Source organism: Sphingomonas sp. SORGH_AS_0438 (assembly GCF_031453475.1).
Lineage (GTDB): Bacteria > Pseudomonadota > Alphaproteobacteria > Sphingomonadales > Sphingomonadaceae > Sphingomonas.
This window is the reverse complement of record NZ_JAVIZS010000001.1, coordinates 2,228,706-2,248,331: the sequence shown is the minus strand read 5'-3', so window position 1 is coordinate 2,248,331 and position 19,626 is coordinate 2,228,706. Positions and strand designations below refer to the sequence as shown.

Genomic DNA, 19,626 nt, shown 5'->3' with positions numbered 1-19,626 from the left:
GCGCGGCAAGCATTCCTCGCCGCCGCCCGCGATAATGTATCCGCGGGCGGGGCTGACGCGGCGGGCGGATTTCGCTAGGCGGGCTGCTCGAATTTGAGCCGGACAGACGAAGGGGCGGACGATGGCGGAAGCATTGCGGGTAGCATTGGCGGGGCTGGGCACGGTGGGCGGCGGCGTGGTCAAGCTGCTCGACGCCAATCGCGATCTGATCGCGCGCCGCGCCGGCCGGCCGATCGAGATCGTCGCCGTCTCCGCCCGCGATCGCACCCGCGACCGGGGCATCGACCTGTCGCGCTTCGCCTGGGTCGACGACAGTTCCTCGCTCGCCACGCTGGCGGATGTCGACGTGGTGGTCGAGCTGGTCGGCGGGTCGGACGGTCCGGCGCTGACTCTGGCGCGCGCGACGCTGGCGGCGGGGCGGCATCTGGTCACCGCGAACAAGGCGCTGCTCGCCCATCACGGGCTGGAACTGGCGGAGACCGCCGAACGCGGGGCCGCCGCGCTGAAGTTCGAGGCGGCGGTGGCCGGCGGCATTCCCGTCATCAAGGGGCTGCGCGAGGGGGCGGCGGCGAACGAGATCGGCCGCGTCTACGGCATCCTCAACGGCACCTGCAATTTCATCCTGTCCAAGATGGAGGCCGAGGGCCGCGACTTCGCCGAGGTGCTGAGCGAGGCGCAGGCGCTGGGCTATGCGGAAAGCGACCCGACCTTCGACATCGACGGCATCGATGCCGCGCACAAGTTGTCGATCCTCGCCAGCCTGGCCTTCGGGACGCAGCCGGCGTTCGGCCACGTGGCGGTGCAGGGCATCCGCCAGGTGCTGGGCGCGGACATCGCCGAGGCGGCGGCGCTCGGCCACCGGGTGCGGCTGGTCGGCGTGGCGGAGGCGGGGCCGCACGGCCTGTTCCAGCGCGTCCATCCGCATCTGGTGCCGCTCGACCATCCGCTGGCGCATGTCACCGGATCGACCAACGCCGTGGTGGCGGAGGGCAATTTCGTCGGGCGCCTGCTGTTCCAGGGCGCCGGCGCGGGCGAGGGGCCGACCGCCAGCGCGGTGGTCGCCGACCTGATCGACATTGCGCGCGGCGAGTTCGGCCCGGCCTTCGCGATGCCGGCGGGATCGCTCAGCGCGGCGTCGGTGGCCGATAGCGGCGAGCGGCGCGGCCGGGCCTATCTGCGCTTCATGGTCGAGGACCGGGTCGGCGTGCTGGCGGAGATCGCGGCGGCGATGCGCGATGCGGGCGTCTCGATCGAGAGCCTGATCCAGCGCGGCGTCGCCGCCGATGGCCGGGCGCTGGTCGCGATCGTCACGCATGAAGGGCCGGAGCGCAGCGTCGCCCAGGCGCTGGAGCGGCTGCGGGGATCATCGAGCGTGGCGGGCCAGCCGCTCTGGATGCCGTTGCTGGGGTGATGTCTTCCGGTCGTTCGGCAGGGGCGTGGCCGTTTCGCAGAACCACCGGACCATCCCGACCTATGCGAGGATGGTCCGGTGGGCGTAGCGAAAGCCTCTGGCCGACCAGGACGGCTTCGAAAATTGCGCTGATGCTTCCGTAGTCGAACCATGGCCGGGACGAAGCGCGCTGGAGCAGGATGACATCGGACTGACCCAATCCGTCATTGCGAGCGCAGCGAAGCAATCCAGGGCGTAACACGTGCGGCTATGGATTGCTTCGCTGCGCTCGCAATGACGGTCCCATGTCGAGGCCACGTCATAGGACTCCAGGGCGTGGCGTGGTGCCTCTTGCGAAGCGATCCTCTTCGCCGCAGTCCGCGCGCCCCGCGCTAAAGGCTCAGGCGGCGGTCCAGCCGCCGTCCATCGTTAGATTGGCTCCGGTGATCGCCGCCGCTTCGTCCCGGCACAGGAACAGGCCGAATGCCGCCACCTGTTCGGGCGTAACGAACTCCTTGGTCGGCTGGGCGGCGAGCAGCACGTCGTTCATCACCTGCTCGCGGGTCATGCCGCGCGCCTTCATGGTGTCGGGGATCTGGTTCTCGACCAGCGGCGTCCAGACATAGCCGGGCGAAACGCAGTTCACGGTGATGCCGCATTGCGCCACCTCCAGCGCCACCGTCTTGGTCAGGCCCGCCAGCCCGTGCTTGGCGGCGACATAGGCGGCCTTGTTGGGGCTGGCGACCAGCGAATGCGCCGAGGCGGTGGAGATGATCCGGCCCCAGCCCTTGGCCTTCATGTGCGGGATCGCCGCGCGCATCATGTGGAAGACGCTGGACAGGTTGATCGCCAAGATCGCGTCCCATTTGTCGATCGGGAACTGGTCGACCGGGGCGACATGCTGGATGCCGGCATTGCTGACGACGATGTCGCAGCCGCCCGTCTCCGCCACCGCCCGCGCGACCAGCGCCGCGATCTGCTCGGGCTCGCGCATGTCGGCGGGATCGTAGAGCGCCGTCGCCCCGCTGGTCGCCTCCAGTTCGACGCGGATCGCCTCGATCGCCCCGGCCTCGCCAAAGCCATTGAGGACGACCGATGCGCCCTCCGCCGCCAGCGCGCGCGCATAGGCCAGGCCGATGCCCGAGGTGGACCCCGTCACGATCGCCGTCTTGCCGGTCAGGAACATGCCGATTCTCCTTCGCCGCGCCTTGTGCGGCCGGACGTGCCCGGGATCAACCGAGGATGGACCCCGGAGCCACCTTCGAGCATTTCAGGGGCGCAACGAAAAATGGGGGATGGCCATGCGGCTCGACGATTTCGATCCCAATATCAATGTCGAAGACCAGCGCGGTCAGGGCGGCGGCTTTGGCGGCGGCGGTGGCGGCGGCGGACTGATCTTCGGCCTGTTGCCGCTGATCGGCAGCCGGTTCGGCTGTGGTGGGATCGTCGTCGTGCTGATCCTGCTCGCGGTGTTCGGCGGCCTGGGCAATCTCGGCTCGCTGATCGGCGGCGGCGGCGGCTCGCCCCAGCCCCGGGTCAGCCAGAGCGAGTCGCGCGGGGAGGGCGGCACCGCCGCGCAGAATGCCTGCACCACCAATGCCGACAGCCGCGCCGCGTGCAACGCCTTCAGCTCCGCGCAGAAGACCTGGGCGACGATCTTCGCGCAGTCGGGCCAGCGCTTCCAGGCGCCGCGCCTGGTCTTCTACGGCGGCAACGGTCGCTCGGGCTGCGGCGCGGCGCAGGCGGCGATGGGGCCGTTCTACTGCCCGACCGACCAGGGCATCTATCTGGATACCAGCTTCTTCAACGAACTGGCCAACCGCTTCGGCGCCAAGGGCGATTTCGCGCAGGATTATGTGATCGCGCATGAATTCGGCCATCATATCCAGAACCTGCTCGGCACGTCCGAACAGGTGCAGCGCGTCCAGCGCTCGTCCTCGGAGCGCGAGGGCAATGCAGCCTCGGTTCGGCTGGAACTGCAGGCGGATTGCTATGCTGGCGTCTGGGCCGCCGCCAATCGCGACCGGCTGGAGCCGGGGGATGTCGAGGAGGGCATGACCGCCGCGCAGGCGATCGGCGACGATACGCTGCAGAAGGAGTCGAGCGGGCGGGTGGTGCCCGACAGCTTCACCCATGGCACCTCGGCGCAGCGGATGACCTGGCTGAAGCGCGGGCTGGAAACGGGCGATCCGGCCCAGTGCGATACGTTCAAGGGCAATATCTGATGGATGACGGCCCCGCCCGGTGAGGGGCGGGGCCGTGACGCATTACAGCCGGACCAGCATCTTGCCCCGGTTGCCGCCGCTGAACAGGCCGAGAAAGGCACCGGGCATCGCCTCCAGCCCGTCATGCACGGTCTCCTCGCTGCGCAGCTTTCCATCCGCCAGCATCGCGCCCATGTCCCGGTGGAACTCGGCGGCGCGGCCCATATGGTCGCTGACGATGAAGCCGCGCATCGTCACCCGGTTGCCGATCAGCCGGGCCAAATATTTGAGCTGGGTCGGCTTGGCGTCGTTGTAGACGTCGATCATGCCGCAGATCGCGAAGCGCGCGCGCGGCCGCGCATGGGCCAGCGCCGCGTCGAGATGATCGCCGCCGACATTGTCGAAATAGACGTCGATCCCCTCCGGCGCGGCCTCGCCCAGTGCCTTGACGATCGATCCGGACTTATAATCGATCACCGCATCCGCGCCGAGCGAGCGGACCCATTCGACCTTCTCCGCGCCGCCGGCCGAGCCGATCACGGTCATCCCCTTGGCCTTGGCGACCTGCACCACGGTCGAGCCGACGGCGCCGGCCGCCGCCGAGACGAACACCGTGTCGCCCGCCTTGGCCTCCGCGACGGCGAGCAGGCCGAAATAGGCGGTCATCCCCGGCATGCCGAGCTGGCCCAGGAACGCCTGGGGCGGCGCGCCCAGATCGGGTAGCGGCGTGAAGGCGGCGGCCGGACCGACCGCCTCGTCGCGCCAGCCGAGCATGTGGAGCACCAGCTGGCCCGGCGCGATCCCCTCGGCGCGGCTCTCGACGACCTCGCCGACGGCACCGCCTTCCATGGGCGCGTCGAGCTTGAAGGGCGGGACGTAGCTTTTCACGTCGTTCATCCGCCCCCGCATATAGGGATCGACCGACAGCCAGCGATTGGCGACGCGGACCTGTCCCTCCTCCAAGGGAGCGGAGGGCAGGTCGACCAGTGCGAAGTCGCTGTGCCGGGGCGTTCCTTGCGGACGGGTGACGAGGGTCCAGGCGCGAGGCATCGGCAATTCTCCTAATGTTTTTTCAAAGGATGACGCGGGCTTCGGTCCCGCGCAAATAAAAACCCGGGCGCGGAGGGCCGCGCCCGGGCATGGAGACGGATGCCGTAGCGTCCGTCCTGATGAGCGACTTAGTAGCTGGTCGTGCCGCCCTTGTTCAGGCTGCCGGCGGTCGTCGAATCACCGCCGGTCGTACCCGACGACAGCGACGAGCCGGCGGTCGTGGCCGAGGTGCCCGACGGGCTGGTGCCGGTCGCGGACGATGCCGAAGCACCGGTGGCGGACTGGCTGGTCGCGCCATAAGTGCCCGACGCTTGGTTGCCGCGGCTCTGGGTCGAGCCATAGCGGTCGTCGCGCTGTGCGGAGTCGTTCCGGCCGAACATGGCCTGGTTGTTCTCCTCGTCGCGCCACGCCTTCTTGGCTTCGTCGGCGGTCTTGGACAGCGTGACCTTGTCGTCTACGCTCTTCAGCCAGCTCGACGGGATCGAGTGGTGACGGCCGCCGGCATCGCTGTCGTTCTTGGTCAGGATGATGCGGTCGCCGCGCACCTTGTCGACGGTGCCGACATGGCTGCCGTCGCTGCCGACCACCTCCTGATGCTCCTTCACCTTCTCCAGCGAGTCGCGCTGGGTCTGGCGATTGGTGCGCCACGAGGCGAACTCATTGTGGAACTTCGACTGGTTCTCCTGCCGATATTCCGCATAGTCGCGATCGAACGACCGCATCTGGTTCGAGCGCCAGCTGTGGTAATCGTCGTCATTGTTGCGCTGGCCATAGCGCTCGTCGCCGCCATAGGCGCGCTCGTCATAGCGGGCATCGGCCTCGCGGCGGCGCTCCGCCTCGTCATCGCCGAACCAGGAGCGGACCTCGTCCCCGGCACGAGCCAGGAAGCCGCGATCCTCATAGTCATAGCCCTGGGGCTGGCGACCATATTGACCTTGGCTGCGATCCCGATCCCGGCCCTGCTCGCGGCCATAGCGCTGGTCGCGACCGCCGCGCGACGCCGAGCGATCCCGATAATAATCGTCATCGTCATGGGCGTGCGAGCCGACATCGAGGAAGCGATGGCCGTCATGCGTATAGGAGCCGTGATATTCGGACGAGCCGCCGCGATCCTGCCGGTTGTCCCCGCGATTCATGTCGCGATAGCTGCCTTGGTCGCGCGCACCGTAATTGCCGCCATAATTGGCGCCGACACGGTCACGCGCGCCGTAATTGCCGCGATCGTCGTCGTTGCGCAGGCCGAAGGCCCCACGCTCGCCTTCGCGATAATGCGAGTCGCGGCCGGTCTGCGAATAGCCATAGCCGCTGCGCTGGCCATAATCGTCGCGGCGGCCGCTGCCCTGCTCGCCGTAGCCGCGTGCGCCATAGCCCGTCCGGCCATCGTCGTTCCGGCCGTCGTTGCGGCCATAGCGGTCATCGCGCTGGTCGTTCTGGCCAAGGCGGCCGGCGGCGGCATAGTCGCGCGCGCTGGAATAGGTGTACTCGCGTCCGCTTCCATAATCGCGGCCGTAATCCGAGTCCGACTGATAGCCTCGCGGGTAACGCTCATATACCATCATGGGTCTCCATCATCCTGCGGGCCGGTCGCGTTTGCTACGCGATCACGGGTCCGGGCAAGGAAACGGGCCGTCCGAATTGATGTTCCTCAATGTCCAAGCTTTCATGAAAGCTCGCCGCATTGTTCGGGCGGCTCGTCGCCCGACCCCCGCGGGCGGGGCCGTCGCCAATATTTTGGGGAAGGATCGATTTTCGGCGAAGGCGGCTGTTGCATCGCCTGGAAACGCCCGCTAAAGGCGGCGCTCCCGGCACGATGCCGGGCCGATCCGGACGGGTGCGGGGCTGTAGCTCAGATGGGAGAGCGCTGCAATCGCACTGCAGAGGTCAGGGGTTCGATTCCCCTCAGCTCCACCACCCGCCCCGATCCTGCGTCATCCCGACATTCTCACCATCGCAACCCCGATCCCGTCCGCACGTTGCCGTGGCGGTTGAACGAGGTACGCGCATGATCCCCCTGCCTGTCGAAATCCAGCTGCTCGGCTGGTCCGTGATCCTGTTGTTCGTCCACCTCATGCTCCAGGGCCAGACCGCGACGCGCGATCGGGGGCTGGACTGGAATGCGGGGCCGCGCGACGGCGACGCCAAGCCGCTGGGGCCGCTCGCCGGCCGTGCGCAACGGGCCTTGTCGAATTTCCAGGAAACCTGGCCCGCCTTCATCGCCCTGGCGCTGGCGATCACGCTGACCGGGCGGAGCGGAAGCTGGAGCCAGCTTGGCGCCTGGATCTGGTTCGGGGCGCGCATCGCCTATATCCCGCTCTATCTGGGCGGCGTGAAATATGTCCGCAGCCTAGCGTGGCTGGTTTCGGCATTGGGTCTGCTGCTGATGCTGGTGCAGCTTCTCTAGGCGCTATCGCGCCGCGACGGAGCCGCCGGGCAGCGCGGGCAGGGTGTCCAGCCAGTCGCGGCCATCCACGTTGAGGACCACGACCCGCCCCGGATTGGCGGCGGCGACCGCACGCAGATAGGAGCGGGGCTTCTTCATCAGCGCGGGTTGGTCGGTCCCGGACAGTCCCGCCCGTCGTGCCGCCTCCTGCACGAAGTGCACGCAGTTGCGGCGGTTGAGATTATAGCGAGTGTCGCCCGTCTCGCCCCATTCCCGCACCAGCGCCAGCACGGCCGCATATTGCGCATCGGTCAGCACCAGGCTGAACTGCACGTCGCTGCGCCGCATGTAGCTGGGCGTGGCGAGGTCGAGCCGGCCCTGCACCGTGCCGAACAGGATGGCGGGGGTGAGCGACTTGGCCGTGAAGCCGTAATTCACGTCGACCGGCGCACCGCCCGCATCGGGCACGCCGCGCAGCGCGAAGAAGGCATGCGGGAATTCGTTGCCGAGCTCATGACTCCAGAAGGTCATGGTGATCGCCGCCTGGGCCGGTTGTCCCAAGCCGATCGCCAGCAACAGGGTCAGGAACAGGCGTCGCAGGGTCGGCATGGCGCGGGCTACCTTCCGGACGATAGGGGCTGGTTGAAGGCGGCCGGAGCGTCCTCATGCCGCTCCGGTCGGATGTAGATGGACTTAAGGGACGGGAAAGTCTCGCGCAATTCCGCCTCGATGCGTTCGATCAGCGGCTCGGCCTCACCCATGGTCAGGGCGTCGTCGAAATCGGCGCTGATCGCCACGAAGACCACTTCGGGCGCGGTATGCACGGTGCGGACATGGTTGACCGCGCTGATGCCGGGATGTGCCGCGACCATCTGGCGGATGCGGGCGATCGTCGCCGGGTCGGCCCGCTCGCCGATCAGCAGCCCCTTGGCCTCGCGCGCCAGCAGCACCGCCACCGCCGCCAAGATGCCGCCGATCACGATCGAGGCGATGCCGTCGATGCGTGGATCATCAAAGGCATGGCTGGCCCAGACGCCGAGCCCCGCGACCAGCAGTCCGGCGAGCGCGGCCGAATCCTCGAACAGGACGATGAACGTCGTCGGGTCCTTCGACTCGCGCACTGCCTGCCACCAGCCGATCTCGCCCTTGGCGGCAGCGAATTCGCGCATCGCCAGCGTCCAGGACGTGCCCTCCAGCGCGAAGGCGATGGCGATCACGACATAGTTGACCGTCGGATCGGTCAGTTTCTCCGGCTCCTGGATATGGAGCCAGCCCTCATAGATGGACACGCCCGCGCCGACCGCGAAGATCAGGATGGCGACGACGAACGCCCAGAAATAGAGTTCGCGCCCATAGCCGAAGGGGTGCGCCGCGTCGGGTGCCCGCCGCGAGCGCTGCTGGCCATAGAGCAGCAGCACCTGATTGAGACTGTCGACACAGCTATGCACCCCCTCGGTCAACATCGAGGAGGAGCCGGTGATCCCGGCCGCGACGAACTTGGCGATGCCGATCCCCAGATTGGCGGCGAGCGCGCCGTAGAGGACGATATTGTCGCGAACCCGCGACAGGATATCGCTCATGCGCCGGCGACAGTCAGCCGGTCCATCTGGTCCTTGGACAGGTTCAGCGTCATCGCGCCGAGCAGTTCTTCCGCTTGCGCCACCTTGGTCGCGCTGGCGATGGGGGCGGTGACGCCGGGTTGCGCGATCAGCCAGGCGAGCGCGATCTGCGCCAGGGTCGCGCCGGTCTCGGCCGCGACCTCATCCATCGCGTCGAGCATGGCACCATGCTGGCCCAGCATCTCGCCCATCCGGTCGCCGCGCTGGCTCTGGCCGAAATCCTCGGGAGTCCGATACTTGCCGGTCAGGAAGCCGGAGGCGAGGCCGTAATAGGGCAGGACGCCGATATTCTCGGTGACCGCATAATCCTGCAACTCGCCCTCGAACTTGTGGCGGCTGACCAGATTATATTCGGGTTGCAGTACATGATAGCGCGGCAGCCCCGCCGGCAGCGCCAGTTCGTTGGCGGACTTCAGCCGGGCTGCGGAGAAATTGGAGGCGCCGAGCACGCGGATCTTGCCCGCCTCCGCCAGCCGTCCGAACGCCTCCAGCGCCGCGTCCTGCGGCACCGCTTCGTCGTCGCGATGCGCGTAATAGAGGTCGATCCGATCGGTGCCGAGCCGGCGGAGCGAGGCATCGCAGGCCGCAATGATATTGGCGGGGAACAGGCCCTGGCCGTCCACCGGCAGCATCCCAACCTTGGTCGCGATCAGCACCGAATCCCGCTTGCCGGAGCGTTGCAGCCACTCGCCGATGATCGTCTCGGATTCGCCGCCGCGATGGCCGTCGACCCAGGCGGAATAGGCATCGGCGGTGTCGATCATTGTGCCGCCGCCGGCGACGAAGGCGTCGAGCACGGCGAAACTGGCATCGCGATCGGCGGTCCAGCCGAAAACATTGCCGCCCAGCACCAGGGGCGCGATCTTCAGGTCGGTCGACCCCAGGCGGCGGAGGGGGGCGGGGGCCGGATCGGTCATGGCTGGTCCTGTCGGTTATGGGTCACGGCATTAAGCGTGACGCTGTCATCGGCGAGCATCGCGGCGGCGTCGTTCAGTTGCGCCGATCGGTCAGCCGATAGTGCGCCCGGCTGGTCGGTCCGTGCCGAACAACCGGGCGTGAGGCAGGCGAGCAGCGGCGCGGCGATCATCGCCCGGTGCGCCGCCGGCCGCCGCCGGATCACTTGTCGCGCAGTGCTTCGCCGGCCTTGACCAGCGTGTTGCCGGTGGCATCGGCGGCGCGGTCCGCCGCACGGTCGATCGCCCGGCCGGCGCGGTCGGCGCCATTCTCGATCGAGTCGCCGGCGCGGTCCAGGCTGCGATCGGCCTTGGCACCCGCATTGTCCATCGACCGCTCGGCCGAATTCAGCGCGCGATCCGTGGACGCATCGACATTCTCGGCGGCGTTGCGGGTCGAGGTATCGACATCGTTGGCGATGGCGTCGCCGGCCTGTGCGGTCTGGTCCTGCGCATTCTGGCTGCACGCGGCAAGGGCAATGGCGGCAATGGCGGGTACGATCAGCTTCTTCATGAACACTCTCCCTTTCGTCGGAAACATCGGCGGATTGTAACGCGGGTGAAAGGAGTTGGGTCCGTTCCGATCCTTCGATTGACCGCATATAAAGATATCTTTATATGTTGATGGCAATGATCGATCCGCTTCCCATCTTCGGCGCGCTTGGCGACCTGACGCGGTTGCGCATCCTGGCGCTGCTGCGCCGGATGGAGCTGTCCGTCGGCGAACTGGCGCAGGTGCTGGGGCAGAGCCAGCCGCGCGTGTCGCGTCATGTGAAGATCATGGTCGATGCGGGTCTGGCGGAGCGTCGCAAGGAGGGCAGCTGGGTGTTCGTCGCACTCGGCGCGGCGGCGGTGGTGCAGCCGGTGATCGACGCGCTCGACCGGTGGAGCGGGGGCGCGGCGGATCACTGGACGGTCGCCGATGCCGCCCGGCTGGCGGCGGTCCGCGCCGATCGCGCCGCCTCTGCGGCGGCCTGGTTCGAGAGCCATGCCGACGAATGGGATGCGATCCGCTCGCTCCATGTCGCCGAGAGCGAGATCGAGGCGGCGATGGCCCAGGTGCTGGGCGACCAGCCGATCGACACGCTGATCGATATCGGCACCGGCACCGGGCGGATGCTGGAGCTGTTCGGCGCGCGTGCGCGCACCGCGCTCGGCATCGACCGCTCCTCGGAGATGCTGCGGCTGGCGCGCGCCAAGCTGGCGGGGGCCGCCAACACGGAACTGCGCCAGGCCGATCTTTATGCGCTGCCCATGGCCGATGGCGCGGCCGACGTCGCTATATTGCACCATGTGCTCCATTATGCGCAGCAGCCCGGCGCGGCGATCCGCGAGGCGGGGCGCGTCCTCGCGCCGGGCGGGCGGCTGCTGATCGTCGATTTCGCGCCGCATGACCGCGAGGAACTGCGCAGCCAGGGCGCGCATGTCCGCCTGGGCTTCGACGACGACCAGGTCGCCGGCTGGGCGGAGGCGGCGGACCTGATGATGGCGCGGGTCGAGATGCTGGTCGGCGGCACGCTGACGGTGAAATTATGGCTGGCGCGCAAGTCCGCGCCCGCATTGCACGAGGTGAGGGCGGCATGACGATCTCGGTGGACCAATTGGCGGAGGCGCGCTGCGCGCTCGAATCCCCCCTTTACGCGGATGTCGGCGGCGATCTGGACGTCAGCTTCGAATTCTTCCCGCCCAAGTCGGAGAAGATGGAGACGCAGCTGTGGGATTCGATCCGCACGCTGGAGCCGCTGGGGCCGCGCTTCGTCTCCGTCACCTATGGCGCGGGCGGCACGACGCGCGAGCGGACCCATGCCACGGTGGCGCGCATCCAGCGCGAGACCAGCCTGGCCGCCGCCGCGCACCTGACCTGTGTCGAGGCGACGCGCGAGCAGATCATCGAGGTGGCCGAGGAATATTGGGCGGCGGGCGTGCGCCATATCGTCGCCCTGCGCGGCGATCCGCCCCAGGCGGGCAGCCGCTTCGTCAGCCATCCCGGCGGGTTCGAGAATGCCGCCGCGCTGGTCGCCGGCCTTCGCAAGCTGCACCCGTTCGAGATTTCGGTCGCCGCTTACCCTGAGAACCATCCGGACTCGGCCAGCGATGCCGCCGATCTCGACAATCTGCGCGCCAAGCTGGACGCCGGGGCGAACCGCGCGATCACGCAGTTCTTCTTCGAGCCGGAAACCTTCTTCCGCTACCGCGACAAGGTGGCGGCGGCGGGGATCCGGGCGGAGATCGTGCCCGGCATCATGCCCGTGTCCAACTTCGCCAGCGTCCAGCGGATGAGCGCGATGTGCGGCACCGCCGTGCCGCCCTGGATGGCGCGGCTGTTCGAGGGGCTGGACGACCATCCCGCCGCGCGCCAGCTGGTCGCCGCGACGGTGGCGGCGGAACTGTCACGCCGGCTCTATGCGGGCGGCGTCAAGCACCTCCATTTCTACACGCTCAACCGCGCCGAACTCGCCTTCGCCATCTGCCACCTGCTCGGCGTCCGCGCCAAGGGGCAGGTCGGCCAGGCCGCCGCCTGAAGGATCGCCAGCCATGACCAGCCCCCGCGAACGACTGATGGCCGAGGCGGCCAAGCGCATCCTGGTGACCGACGGCGCGTTCGGCACCGAGATCCAGAATTGGAAATTGTCCGAGGCGGACTATGCCGGCGATCTCGGCCTGTCGCACGACCAGAAGGGCAATAACGACATTCTGGCGCTGACCCTGCCCAAGGTGCCGGAGTCGATCCACCGCGCCTATTTCGAGGCGGGGGCGGACATCGCCGAGACCAACACCTTCTCCGCCAATCGGATCAGCCAGGCCGATTACGGCGCGGAGCATCTGGTGCGCGCGATCAATGTCGAGAGCGCGCGCATGGCCCGCCGCGTCGCCGACGAGTTCGAGGCGCGCGACGGCCGCCCCCGTTTCGTGGCGGGCGCGATCGGCCCGACCAACAAGACATTGTCGCTGTCGCCGGACGTCAACGATCCCGGCTATCGCGAGATCGACTTCGACTATCTGAAGGGCGTCTATCGCGAGCAGATCGACGCCCTGGTCGAGGGCGGTGCGGACTTCATCCTGATCGAGACGGTGTTCGACACGCTGAACGCCAAGGCCGGGATCATGGCGACGCTCGACGCCGCCGAGGATCTGGGCCGCGACCTGCCGCTGATGCTGTCGATGACGCTGACCGACCTGTCGGGGCGCAACCTGTCGGGCCATACGGTCGAGGCCTTCTGGCATGCCGTCCGTCATGCGAAGCCGGTGACGATCGGGCTCAACTGCTCGTTCGGGGCGGAGCAGCTCCGCCCGCATGTGAAGACGCTGAGCGAGATCTGCGACACGCTGATCATGATCTATCCCAATGCCGGCCTGCCCAACGAACTGGGCGCCTATGACGAGGCGCCGGCGACCACCGCCGGTCTGGTCGGCGAATGGGCGGTCGCGGGACAGGTCAATGTGCTGGGCGGCTGCTGCGGTTCTACGCCCGCGCACATCAAGGCGATCGCCGATCAGGTGAAGAGCCTGGCCCCGCGTGCCATCCCGACGCCGCCGGTGCGGACGCGGCTGGCGGGGCTGGAGCCGTTCACCATGGCGGCGTGACGGCCGCTCCTGCCCGATAGCGCGACCCCCCTGCGTCACGCTGACGCGTGCCACCTTCCCTGTTCAGGGGAGGAATGAAGAAGAACCATGACCCAGACCACGTCCTCCGCCCAGTTCGTCAACATCGGCGAGCGCACCAACGTCACCGGATCGGCGGCGTTCAAGAAGATGATCATGGCCGGCGACTATACTCGCGCGGTCGAGGTCGCGCGCAGCCAGGTCGAGAACGGCGCGCAGGTGGTCGACGTCAACATGGACGAAGGGCTGCTCGACGCCGAATTCGCCATGACCACCTTCCTCAAGCTGATCGCCGCCGAGCCGGACATCGCGCGCGTGCCGATCATGATCGACAGCTCCAAGTGGAGCGTGATCGAGGCGGGGCTGAAATGCGTGTCCGGCAAGCCGATCGTCAATTCGATCAGCATGAAGGAAGGCGAGGAGGCGTTCCTCCATTATGCCCGCCGCTGCATGGCGTACGGCGCGGCGGTGGTCGTCATGGCGTTCGACGAGGTCGGACAGGCCGACACCAAGGACCGCAAGGTCGAGATTTGCGCGCGCGCCTATGACCTGCTGATGGGCATCGGCTTCCCGCCCGAGGATATCATCTTCGATCCCAACGTCTTCGCGGTGGCGACGGGGATCGAGGATCACAACAATTACGGCGTCGACTTCATCGAGGCGTGCCGGGAGATCAAGGCGCGCTGCCCGCACGTCCATATCTCGGGCGGCCTGTCGAACCTGTCTTTCAGCTTCCGCGGCAACGAGCCGGTGCGCCGCGCGATGCACTCGGTCTTCCTCTACCACGCCATCCCCGCCGGCATGGACATGGCGATCGTCAATGCCGGGCAGCTCGACGTGTACGACACGATCGATCCCGAGCTGCGCACGGCCTGCGAGGATGTCGTCCTCAACCGCGATCCGGAGGCGGGCGACCGGCTGGTCGCGCTGGCCGAGCGCTATCGCGGCACCGACGCGGTGGCGGAGAAGCAGGCGGCCGAGTGGCGCAGCCTGCCGGTGACCAAGCGGCTGGAATATGCGCTGGTCAAGGGTATCGATGCGCATGTCGTCGACGATACCGAGGAATGCCGCCAAGCCTTCGCCCGGCCCATCGAGGTGATCGAGGGGCCGCTGATGGACGGCATGAACGTGGTCGGCGACCTGTTCGGCTCGGGCAAGATGTTCCTGCCCCAAGTGGTGAAGTCGGCCCGAGTCATGAAGAAGGCGGTGGCGCATCTGCTGCCCTTCATCGAGGCGGCCAAGGAGCCGGGCGCCAAGGGCAAGGGCCGGATCGTGCTGGCGACCGTCAAGGGCGACGTCCATGATATCGGCAAGAACATCGTCGGCGTCGTCCTCCAGTGCAACGGCTTCGAGGTGGTCGACCTGGGCGTGATGGTGCCCTGGTCGAAGATCCTCGCGGCGGCGAACGAGAATGACGCCGACATGATCGGCCTGTCGGGCCTGATCACCCCCTCGCTCGACGAGATGGTGACGGTGGGCGAGGAGATGCAGCGCGCCGGCATGACCATGCCGCTGCTGATCGGCGGCGCGACCACGTCCAAGGTCCATACCGCGCTGCGCATCGCGCCGGCCTATGCCGGACCCGTCGTCCACGTGCTCGACGCGTCGCGCGCGGTGGGCGTGGCGACGACCCTGGTCAGCGACACCGGGCGCGACGCCTATGTCGAGGGAGTCGCCGCCGATTATGCGGCGGTGCGCAAGGCGCGCGAGGGCAAGTCCGGCAATGCGCTCCTGCCGCTGGCGGACGCGCGGGCGCGCGGCTTCGCCGCCGACATGCTGCTCAAGGCGTCCGAGCCCCGGCAGCCGGGCCTGCATGTGTTCGATGCCTGGGACCTGAGCGACCTGCGCGACTATATCGACTGGACGCCCTTCTTCCGCGCCTGGGAGCTGGCGGGCAACTTCCCCGCCATCCTCGACGATGCGGTGGTGGGGGAGAGCGCGCGCGGCCTCTACCAGGACGCGCTGGCGATGCTCGACCGGATCGTCGGCGAGAAATGGCTGACCGCGCGCGGCATGGCGGCGCTGTGGCCGTGCCGGCGCGAGGGCGACGACGTCGTGCTGACGCTGGACGCGGGCGAGGTGCGGCTGCCCTTCCTGCGCCAGCAGATCGCCAAGCGCGAGGGGCGGGCCAATATGTGCCTGGCCGACTTCATCGATCCGGCGGGCGACTGGCTGGGCGGCTTCGCAGTCGGCATCCATGGCATCGACGCGCATCTCGCCGGGTTCAAGGCGAACCATGACGATTATAACGACATCCTGTTGAAGGCGCTGGCGGATCGTCTGGCGGAGGTGTTCGCGGAGCGGCTGCACGCGCATGTCCGCACCACGCTCTGGGGCTATGCGCCCGACGAACAGCTGACCAACGAGGCGCTGATCCGCGAACAATATCGCGGCATCCGCCCCGCGCCCGGCTATCCCGCTTGTCCCGAGCACAGCCTGAAGCGGACATTGTTCGACCTGCTGGGGGCCGAAGATCGGGTCGGGATCACCCTGACCGACAGCTTCGCGATGCTGCCCACGGCGGCGGTGTCGGGCTTTTATTTCGGCCATGCGCAGGCGGAATATTTCGGCGTGGCGCGGATCGGCGAGGATCAGGTCGCGGATTATGCTGAGCGCCGCGGCGTCGACGTGGCGCAGGCGACGCGCTGGCTGCGGCCGAACTTGGACTGAGGGGGGGTCGGGTTCGCGCGAAGAGGCGAGGGTCGGGAGGGGGCTAACTCTAACCAGAGACTACCCCGGCGGAGGCCGGGGTCCAGTTCCGAAGCGATCTTTGTAGCGTACCAACGTCCCCCAACTGGATTCCGGCCTTTGCCGGGATGAGAGAAGAGGACGAGTGTCGATCCTGAGCTGAGTTCGCCCTATTGCCCGAAGCCGGCTGTGCCCGCCCGTGTCACCGCGTCGCGGGCGGCGCTCAGGATGGCGCCGGCCTTGGCTTCGCACTCGCGCTGCTCATAGGCGGCGGTCGAGTCGGCGACGATGCCGGCCCCGGCCTGGGCATGGATCTGCCCGTCCTTCACCACGGCGGTGCGCAGCACGATGCACGAGTCGAGCGACCCGTCCGGCGAGAAATAGCCGACGCCGCCGGCATAGGCGCCGCGCCGTTCCGGCTCCAGTTCGGCGATGATCTGGCAGGCCCGCACCTTGGGCGCGCCGCTGACCGTGCCCGCCGGGAAGCCGGCGAACATCGCATCCAGCGCATCGCGGTCGGGCGACAGCCGCGCCGTCACGTTCGATACGATGTGCATGACATGGCTGTAGAATTCGACCGTATAGCTGTCGGTCACCCGCACGCTGCCGGGGGCGGCGGCGCGGCCGGCATCGTTGCGGCCGAGATCGAGCAGCATCAGATGCTCGGCCCGCTCCTTGGGATCGGCGAGCAGCGCGGTGCGGTTCTCCTCATCCTCGCGCGCGGTGCGGCCGCGGGGCCGCGTGCCGGCGATGGGGCGGATCGTCACCTCGCCGTCGCGCACCCGGACCAGGATCTCGGGGCTCGACCCGATCAGCGCGAAGCCCGGCAGGTCGAGATGATAGAGGAAGGGTGACGGATTGATCCGGCGCAGCGAGCGGTACAGCTCGAACGGCGGCAGGGGGAAGGGGGCGGTGAAACGCTGCGCCAGCACCACCTGGAAGATGTCGCCGGCGGTGATGTAGTCCTTCGCCCGCTCGACCATCGCGGCATAGGCTTCGGGCGCGAGGGCGGGCGTATAGTCGGGCTGTTCCGCCTCCACGCGCGTCGGTGCGGGCAGGACCGCCATCGCCAGTCGCGCCGCCACCGCGTCGATCCGCTCCGCTGCCGCCGCCACGATCGCCGCCGGATCGCGCGCCGGGTCGGGCCAGGCGGGCGCGACCAGGAACAGCGTGTCGGCCAGCCGGTCGAACACCAGCAAAACGGTCGGCCGCACGAAGATCATGTCGGGCAGGCCGAGCGGATCGGCGGAGGGTTGCGGCAGGCGTTCGACCAGCCCGACCGTCTCATAGCCGAAATAGCCGACCAGACAGGCCAGCGCGCGCGGCAGTTCGGCCGGCACGTCCGCCCGGCACTGGCCGACGAGGTCGCGCAGTGCGTCGAGGCTGGGCGCGGTGCAGGGCGTCCAGGACTCGCGGTCGGTCGCCCATTGCCGGTTGATCTCGGCCCGCTCGCCATGCGCACGGAAGACGAGGTCGGGCGCCAGGCCGATCAGGCTGTGCCGTCCCCGGGTCGCGCCGCCTTCGACCGATTCGAGCAGGAAGTCGCCGCGACCCGGCTCGATGAGTTTGAGCGCGGCGGCGACCGGCGTCTCCGTATCCGCCACCTGTCGGCTCCACAGCAGGGCGGGACGGCCCTGGGCGAGCAGGTCCTGGGCTTCCGCGATCCGGTCGGCGTCGATCATGGTTTCGCCTTACTGCGCGCCGGCCGGCGTATCGCCAGCCAGATCGGCACGGACACGGGCGATGGCGCGCTGGTCGACCTTCGTGCCGATCGCGGCGCGGGCAGCCCGGGCGAACTGCTCGGCATATTCGCCGCCCATCGAGCGGCTGAGCCCGCCCCGCGCGGCGGCGATCGCGGCGGCGTTTCCGGCCGCATTGCCACGCTCGATCCGGTCGGTCTTGACGATCAGCCAGCCCGCATCACCCGGCGCCTCTAGCAGGCGCGCCTGACCCTGCGGCACCGAGAAGAGTAGCGCCAGCGCCGGATTGCGGCCCTGCGCCTGGAGCACGTCCGCGCGCGAGGCATTGACCGGCTGCGGTGCGGGCAGCGACGCGCCCGATGCCCGCAGCGCCTGGGCCAGCGACATGCCGCCCTTGACCTTGGCGAGCACAGCATTGGCGATCGTCCGCGCCGACTGGCGGCGGCGATCGGCGATCAGGTCGGCGACGACCTGGTTGCGGACATCGGCCAGCGGACGCGGCGCGGCCGGCTGGGTCTGGCCCAACGCGACGACCGCGAAGCTGCCGTCGGTGCCGGTCTGGACCAGCTGCGGCGCATCGCCATCGTCCGCCGCGAAGCCGGCCGCGATCAGCGGCACCAGCGCCGGATCGGGCTTGGCCGCCGGGTTGAGCGGGTCGACCGCGCCCTGCGCCAGTGCCGGGCTGGTCTTGGGCGACAACTTCGCGTCGGCGATCACCTCGTCGAAGGTCGCGCCGCCCGACAGGGCATCGTCCAGCTTGTCGTGCAGCGCCGCCAGCGCGGCTTGTGTCTTCTGCTTGGCGAGATCGGCGGTGAGCTGCGCGCGGACCTGATCCAGCGAACGGCCGGCGACCTGATCGATCGAGTCGACACGCGCGACGACGAAGCCGATTGCGCCCCTGACCGGGCCGACCACCGCACCCTTGGCCGCGGCGAAGGCGGCGTCCGCCAGCGCGGGCGAGGCCTGTGCCGCGAGGCCGGCCTTGTCGAGCGCGGGCAGCGTCGATGCCTCCAGCCCGACCGCGCGGGCCGCGTCGGCGATCGACGTGCCGCCGCGCACCTTGGTGGCCAGCGCATCGGCGCTCGCCTGGTCGGCCAGCGTCACCTGGGTGACGACGCGCTTCTCGGTCGCCTGATAGTCCGCGCGGTTCTTCTGATAGGCCTGGGCGATCTCCGCCTCGGTCGGAATGCTCTGCGCGGCGAGCTGCGCGGGCGTCACCACCGCATAGCGGATGGTGCGGCGCTCGGGCACGCGATAGCGGGCCAGATTGCGGCCATAGAAGCTCTGAATCTCCTGCGCGGTCGGCGCGGGGCCCTGGGGCAGGGCGGACACCGGCACGATGCCGACCTCGCCCGCGCGCTTCTCCAGCAGCAGCGAGGCATAGGGAAGGGCGAGCTGCTGCCCGACCGTGGTCGCGCCGATCGTCGGGGCGGTCAACTGACGGACCAGCACGTCGCGGGCGATATCCTGGCGTATCTGCGCATCGGTCAGCCGGCGCTCGGCCAGGATGCGGCGATAGAGCGTCTCGTCGAACTTGCCGTTCGGGCCCTGGAGCGCCGGGATGCTGGCGATCTGGCCGTCGACCAGCCGCTTGCTGACGACCATGCCGTTCTCGCGCCCGAACTCCGCCAGGCCGACGGTGGTGATCAGCTGCTGCACCGCGGCCTCCAGGCCGCCGGCCGCCAGATATTGCTTGGCGTCGATGCCCGGCTGCTGCTGGCGCGCCTGGTCGATTTCCTGCTGCGCACGCTGGCGCAGCTCGTCGACGGTGATCTTCGTCTTGCCGATCGTCGCGACATCGTTGCCGGACAAGGCGCCCAGCCCGACATTGCGGATGTTCGACACATCGCCCGCCGCAAAGGCGAGCGCGATGATGCCGAGCGTGATGAAGGTGACGATGATGCCGACCTTCGAATTGATCAGGCGGCGGAAGAAGCCGAGCATAGACACCCCAGAAACACTAGCGCGTCGCTTTACCGGTTTACCCGCACGCTTCAAGCTTGTGCGCATCGGCAGGCACGCTATCGCCGCTTTACCTG

General features: G+C 68.5%; 17 protein-coding genes and 1 tRNA gene. 8 read left to right on the top strand and 10 right to left on the bottom strand.

What is annotated here, in order from left to right:
• Positions 1 to 121 precede the first annotated feature (121 nt).
• Positions 122 to 1,411, top strand: a complete 1,290-nt coding sequence (locus QE452_RS10465; RefSeq protein ID WP_309657882.1) for a homoserine dehydrogenase — start codon at positions 122 to 124, stop codon at positions 1,409 to 1,411.
• A gap of 379 nt (positions 1,412 to 1,790) precedes the next feature.
• On the opposite strand, the gene QE452_RS10460 is transcribed toward QE452_RS10465, so the two are convergent.
• A complete protein-coding gene (locus QE452_RS10460) occupies positions 1,791 to 2,576 on the bottom strand; it encodes a 3-hydroxybutyrate dehydrogenase (protein ID WP_309657883.1) in 786 nt (261 codons plus the stop codon).
• A gap of 115 nt (positions 2,577 to 2,691) precedes the next feature.
• Here QE452_RS10460 and QE452_RS10455 point away from each other — a divergent pair, with 115 nt between their 5' ends.
• On the top strand, positions 2,692 to 3,615 hold the full coding sequence (locus QE452_RS10455; protein WP_309730541.1) for a neutral zinc metallopeptidase: 924 nt from the start codon (positions 2,692 to 2,694) through the stop codon (positions 3,613 to 3,615).
• A gap of 42 nt (positions 3,616 to 3,657) precedes the next feature.
• Here the strand turns inward: QE452_RS10455 and QE452_RS10450 are convergent, their stop codons facing one another.
• Complete coding sequence (locus tag QE452_RS10450; RefSeq protein WP_309657885.1) at positions 3,658 to 4,644, bottom strand: NADP-dependent oxidoreductase; 987 nt, start codon at positions 4,642 to 4,644, stop codon at positions 3,658 to 3,660.
• 128 nt (positions 4,645 to 4,772) lie between these two features.
• A complete protein-coding gene (locus QE452_RS10445) occupies positions 4,773 to 6,200 on the bottom strand; it encodes a DUF2171 domain-containing protein (RefSeq protein ID WP_309730011.1) in 1,428 nt (475 codons plus the stop codon).
• A gap of 279 nt (positions 6,201 to 6,479) precedes the next feature.
• On the opposite strand from QE452_RS10445, the gene QE452_RS10440 reads away from it, so the two are divergent.
• Both QE452_RS10440 and QE452_RS10435 read left to right on the top strand, forming a co-directional pair.
• Positions 6,480 to 6,555 (top strand) — tRNA-Ala (locus QE452_RS10440).
• Positions 6,556 to 6,646: 91 nt separating this feature from the next.
• Positions 6,647 to 7,045: an MAPEG family protein gene (locus tag QE452_RS10435; protein ID WP_309657887.1), complete on the top strand. Its 399-nt coding sequence runs from the start codon at positions 6,647 to 6,649 to the stop codon at positions 7,043 to 7,045.
• Between the two features lie 3 nt (positions 7,046 to 7,048).
• Here the strand turns inward: QE452_RS10435 and QE452_RS10430 are convergent, their stop codons facing one another.
• From QE452_RS10430 to QE452_RS10410, 5 genes are read right to left on the bottom strand one after another with little or no spacing between them, the layout of a single operon-like run.
• Positions 7,049 to 7,633 carry a hypothetical protein gene (locus tag QE452_RS10430; protein WP_309657888.1) on the bottom strand — a complete coding sequence of 195 codons (585 nt, stop codon included), beginning with the start codon at positions 7,631 to 7,633 and terminating at the stop codon, positions 7,049 to 7,051.
• A gap of 8 nt (positions 7,634 to 7,641) precedes the next feature.
• Entirely contained in the window at positions 7,642 to 8,604 is a 963-nt protein-coding gene (locus QE452_RS10425) for a cation diffusion facilitator family transporter (protein WP_309657889.1), read from the bottom strand.
• Complete coding sequence (locus QE452_RS10420; RefSeq protein ID WP_309657890.1) at positions 8,601 to 9,560, bottom strand: aldo/keto reductase; 960 nt, start codon at positions 9,558 to 9,560, stop codon at positions 8,601 to 8,603. The genes QE452_RS10425 and QE452_RS10420 overlap by 4 nt, the downstream gene beginning before the upstream one ends.
• The gene (locus QE452_RS10415) at positions 9,557 to 9,763 is read right to left on the bottom strand and encodes a hypothetical protein (protein WP_309657891.1); all 207 of its coding nucleotides are present in this window, start codon (positions 9,761 to 9,763) and stop codon (positions 9,557 to 9,559) included. The genes QE452_RS10420 and QE452_RS10415 overlap by 4 nt, the downstream gene beginning before the upstream one ends.
• Positions 9,760 to 10,110 (bottom strand): hypothetical protein, encoded by a 351-nt coding sequence (locus tag QE452_RS10410; RefSeq protein WP_125995695.1) that lies wholly within the window; start codon positions 10,108 to 10,110, stop codon positions 9,760 to 9,762. The genes QE452_RS10415 and QE452_RS10410 overlap by 4 nt, the downstream gene beginning before the upstream one ends.
• 116 nt (positions 10,111 to 10,226) lie before the next feature.
• On the opposite strand from QE452_RS10410, the gene QE452_RS10405 reads away from it, so the two are divergent.
• The 4 genes from QE452_RS10405 (at position 10,227) to metH (ending at position 15,869) form a co-directional block, all read left to right on the top strand.
• Positions 10,227 to 11,180 (top strand): metalloregulator ArsR/SmtB family transcription factor, encoded by a 954-nt coding sequence (locus tag QE452_RS10405; RefSeq protein ID WP_309658134.1) that lies wholly within the window; start codon positions 10,227 to 10,229, stop codon positions 11,178 to 11,180.
• On the top strand, positions 11,177 to 12,118 hold the full coding sequence (gene metF / locus QE452_RS10400) for a methylenetetrahydrofolate reductase [NAD(P)H] (protein WP_309657892.1): 942 nt from the start codon (positions 11,177 to 11,179) through the stop codon (positions 12,116 to 12,118). The genes QE452_RS10405 and metF overlap by 4 nt, the downstream gene beginning before the upstream one ends.
• A 13-nt stretch (positions 12,119 to 12,131) precedes the next feature.
• Entirely contained in the window at positions 12,132 to 13,181 is a 1,050-nt protein-coding gene (locus tag QE452_RS10395; RefSeq protein WP_125995698.1) for a homocysteine S-methyltransferase family protein, read from the top strand.
• An 87-nt stretch (positions 13,182 to 13,268) separates the two neighbouring features.
• The gene (metH, locus tag QE452_RS10390) at positions 13,269 to 15,869 is read left to right on the top strand and encodes a methionine synthase (RefSeq protein ID WP_309730008.1); all 2,601 of its coding nucleotides are present in this window, start codon (positions 13,269 to 13,271) and stop codon (positions 15,867 to 15,869) included.
• Positions 15,870 to 16,057: 188 nt separating this feature from the next.
• Here metH and QE452_RS10385 read toward each other — a convergent pair whose 3' ends face one another.
• Positions 16,058 to 17,569: a chorismate-binding protein gene (locus tag QE452_RS10385; protein ID WP_309657894.1), complete on the bottom strand. Its 1,512-nt coding sequence runs from the start codon at positions 17,567 to 17,569 to the stop codon at positions 16,058 to 16,060.
• 9 nt (positions 17,570 to 17,578) lie between these two features.
• Entirely contained in the window at positions 17,579 to 19,531 is a 1,953-nt protein-coding gene (locus QE452_RS10380; protein ID WP_309657895.1) for a SurA N-terminal domain-containing protein, read from the bottom strand.
• Positions 19,532 to 19,626 lie beyond the last annotated feature (95 nt).

What these genes read in the sequence shown, in the direction of transcription:
- metH (WP_309730008.1), top strand. Translation starts at nt 13,269, where the DNA reads ATGACCCAGACCACGTCCTCCGCCCAGTTCGTCAACATCGGCGAGCGC.
- QE452_RS10380 (WP_309657895.1), bottom strand. Translation starts at nt 19,531, where the DNA reads ATGCTCGGCTTCTTCCGCCGCCTGATCAATTCGAAGGTCGGCATCATC.
- QE452_RS10385 (WP_309657894.1), bottom strand. Translation starts at nt 17,569, where the DNA reads ATGATCGACGCCGACCGGATCGCGGAAGCCCAGGACCTGCTCGCCCAG.
- QE452_RS10465 (WP_309657882.1), top strand. Translation starts at nt 122, where the DNA reads ATGGCGGAAGCATTGCGGGTAGCATTGGCGGGGCTGGGCACGGTGGGC.
- QE452_RS10450 (WP_309657885.1), bottom strand. Translation starts at nt 4,644, where the DNA reads ATGCCTCGCGCCTGGACCCTCGTCACCCGTCCGCAAGGAACGCCCCGG.
- QE452_RS10430 (WP_309657888.1), bottom strand. Translation starts at nt 7,633, where the DNA reads ATGCCGACCCTGCGACGCCTGTTCCTGACCCTGTTGCTGGCGATCGGC.
- QE452_RS10410 (WP_125995695.1), bottom strand. Translation starts at nt 10,110, where the DNA reads ATGAAGAAGCTGATCGTACCCGCCATTGCCGCCATTGCCCTTGCCGCG.
- QE452_RS10435 (WP_309657887.1), top strand. Translation starts at nt 6,647, where the DNA reads ATGATCCCCCTGCCTGTCGAAATCCAGCTGCTCGGCTGGTCCGTGATC.
- QE452_RS10420 (WP_309657890.1), bottom strand. Translation starts at nt 9,560, where the DNA reads ATGACCGATCCGGCCCCCGCCCCCCTCCGCCGCCTGGGGTCGACCGAC.
- QE452_RS10455 (WP_309730541.1), top strand. Translation starts at nt 2,692, where the DNA reads ATGCGGCTCGACGATTTCGATCCCAATATCAATGTCGAAGACCAGCGC.
- QE452_RS10460 (WP_309657883.1), bottom strand. Translation starts at nt 2,576, where the DNA reads ATGTTCCTGACCGGCAAGACGGCGATCGTGACGGGGTCCACCTCGGGC.
- QE452_RS10405 (WP_309658134.1), top strand. Translation starts at nt 10,227, where the DNA reads ATGATCGATCCGCTTCCCATCTTCGGCGCGCTTGGCGACCTGACGCGG.
- metF (WP_309657892.1), top strand. Translation starts at nt 11,177, where the DNA reads ATGACGATCTCGGTGGACCAATTGGCGGAGGCGCGCTGCGCGCTCGAA.
- QE452_RS10425 (WP_309657889.1), bottom strand. Translation starts at nt 8,604, where the DNA reads ATGAGCGATATCCTGTCGCGGGTTCGCGACAATATCGTCCTCTACGGC.
- QE452_RS10395 (WP_125995698.1), top strand. Translation starts at nt 12,132, where the DNA reads ATGACCAGCCCCCGCGAACGACTGATGGCCGAGGCGGCCAAGCGCATC.
- QE452_RS10445 (WP_309730011.1), bottom strand. Translation starts at nt 6,200, where the DNA reads ATGGTATATGAGCGTTACCCGCGAGGCTATCAGTCGGACTCGGATTAC.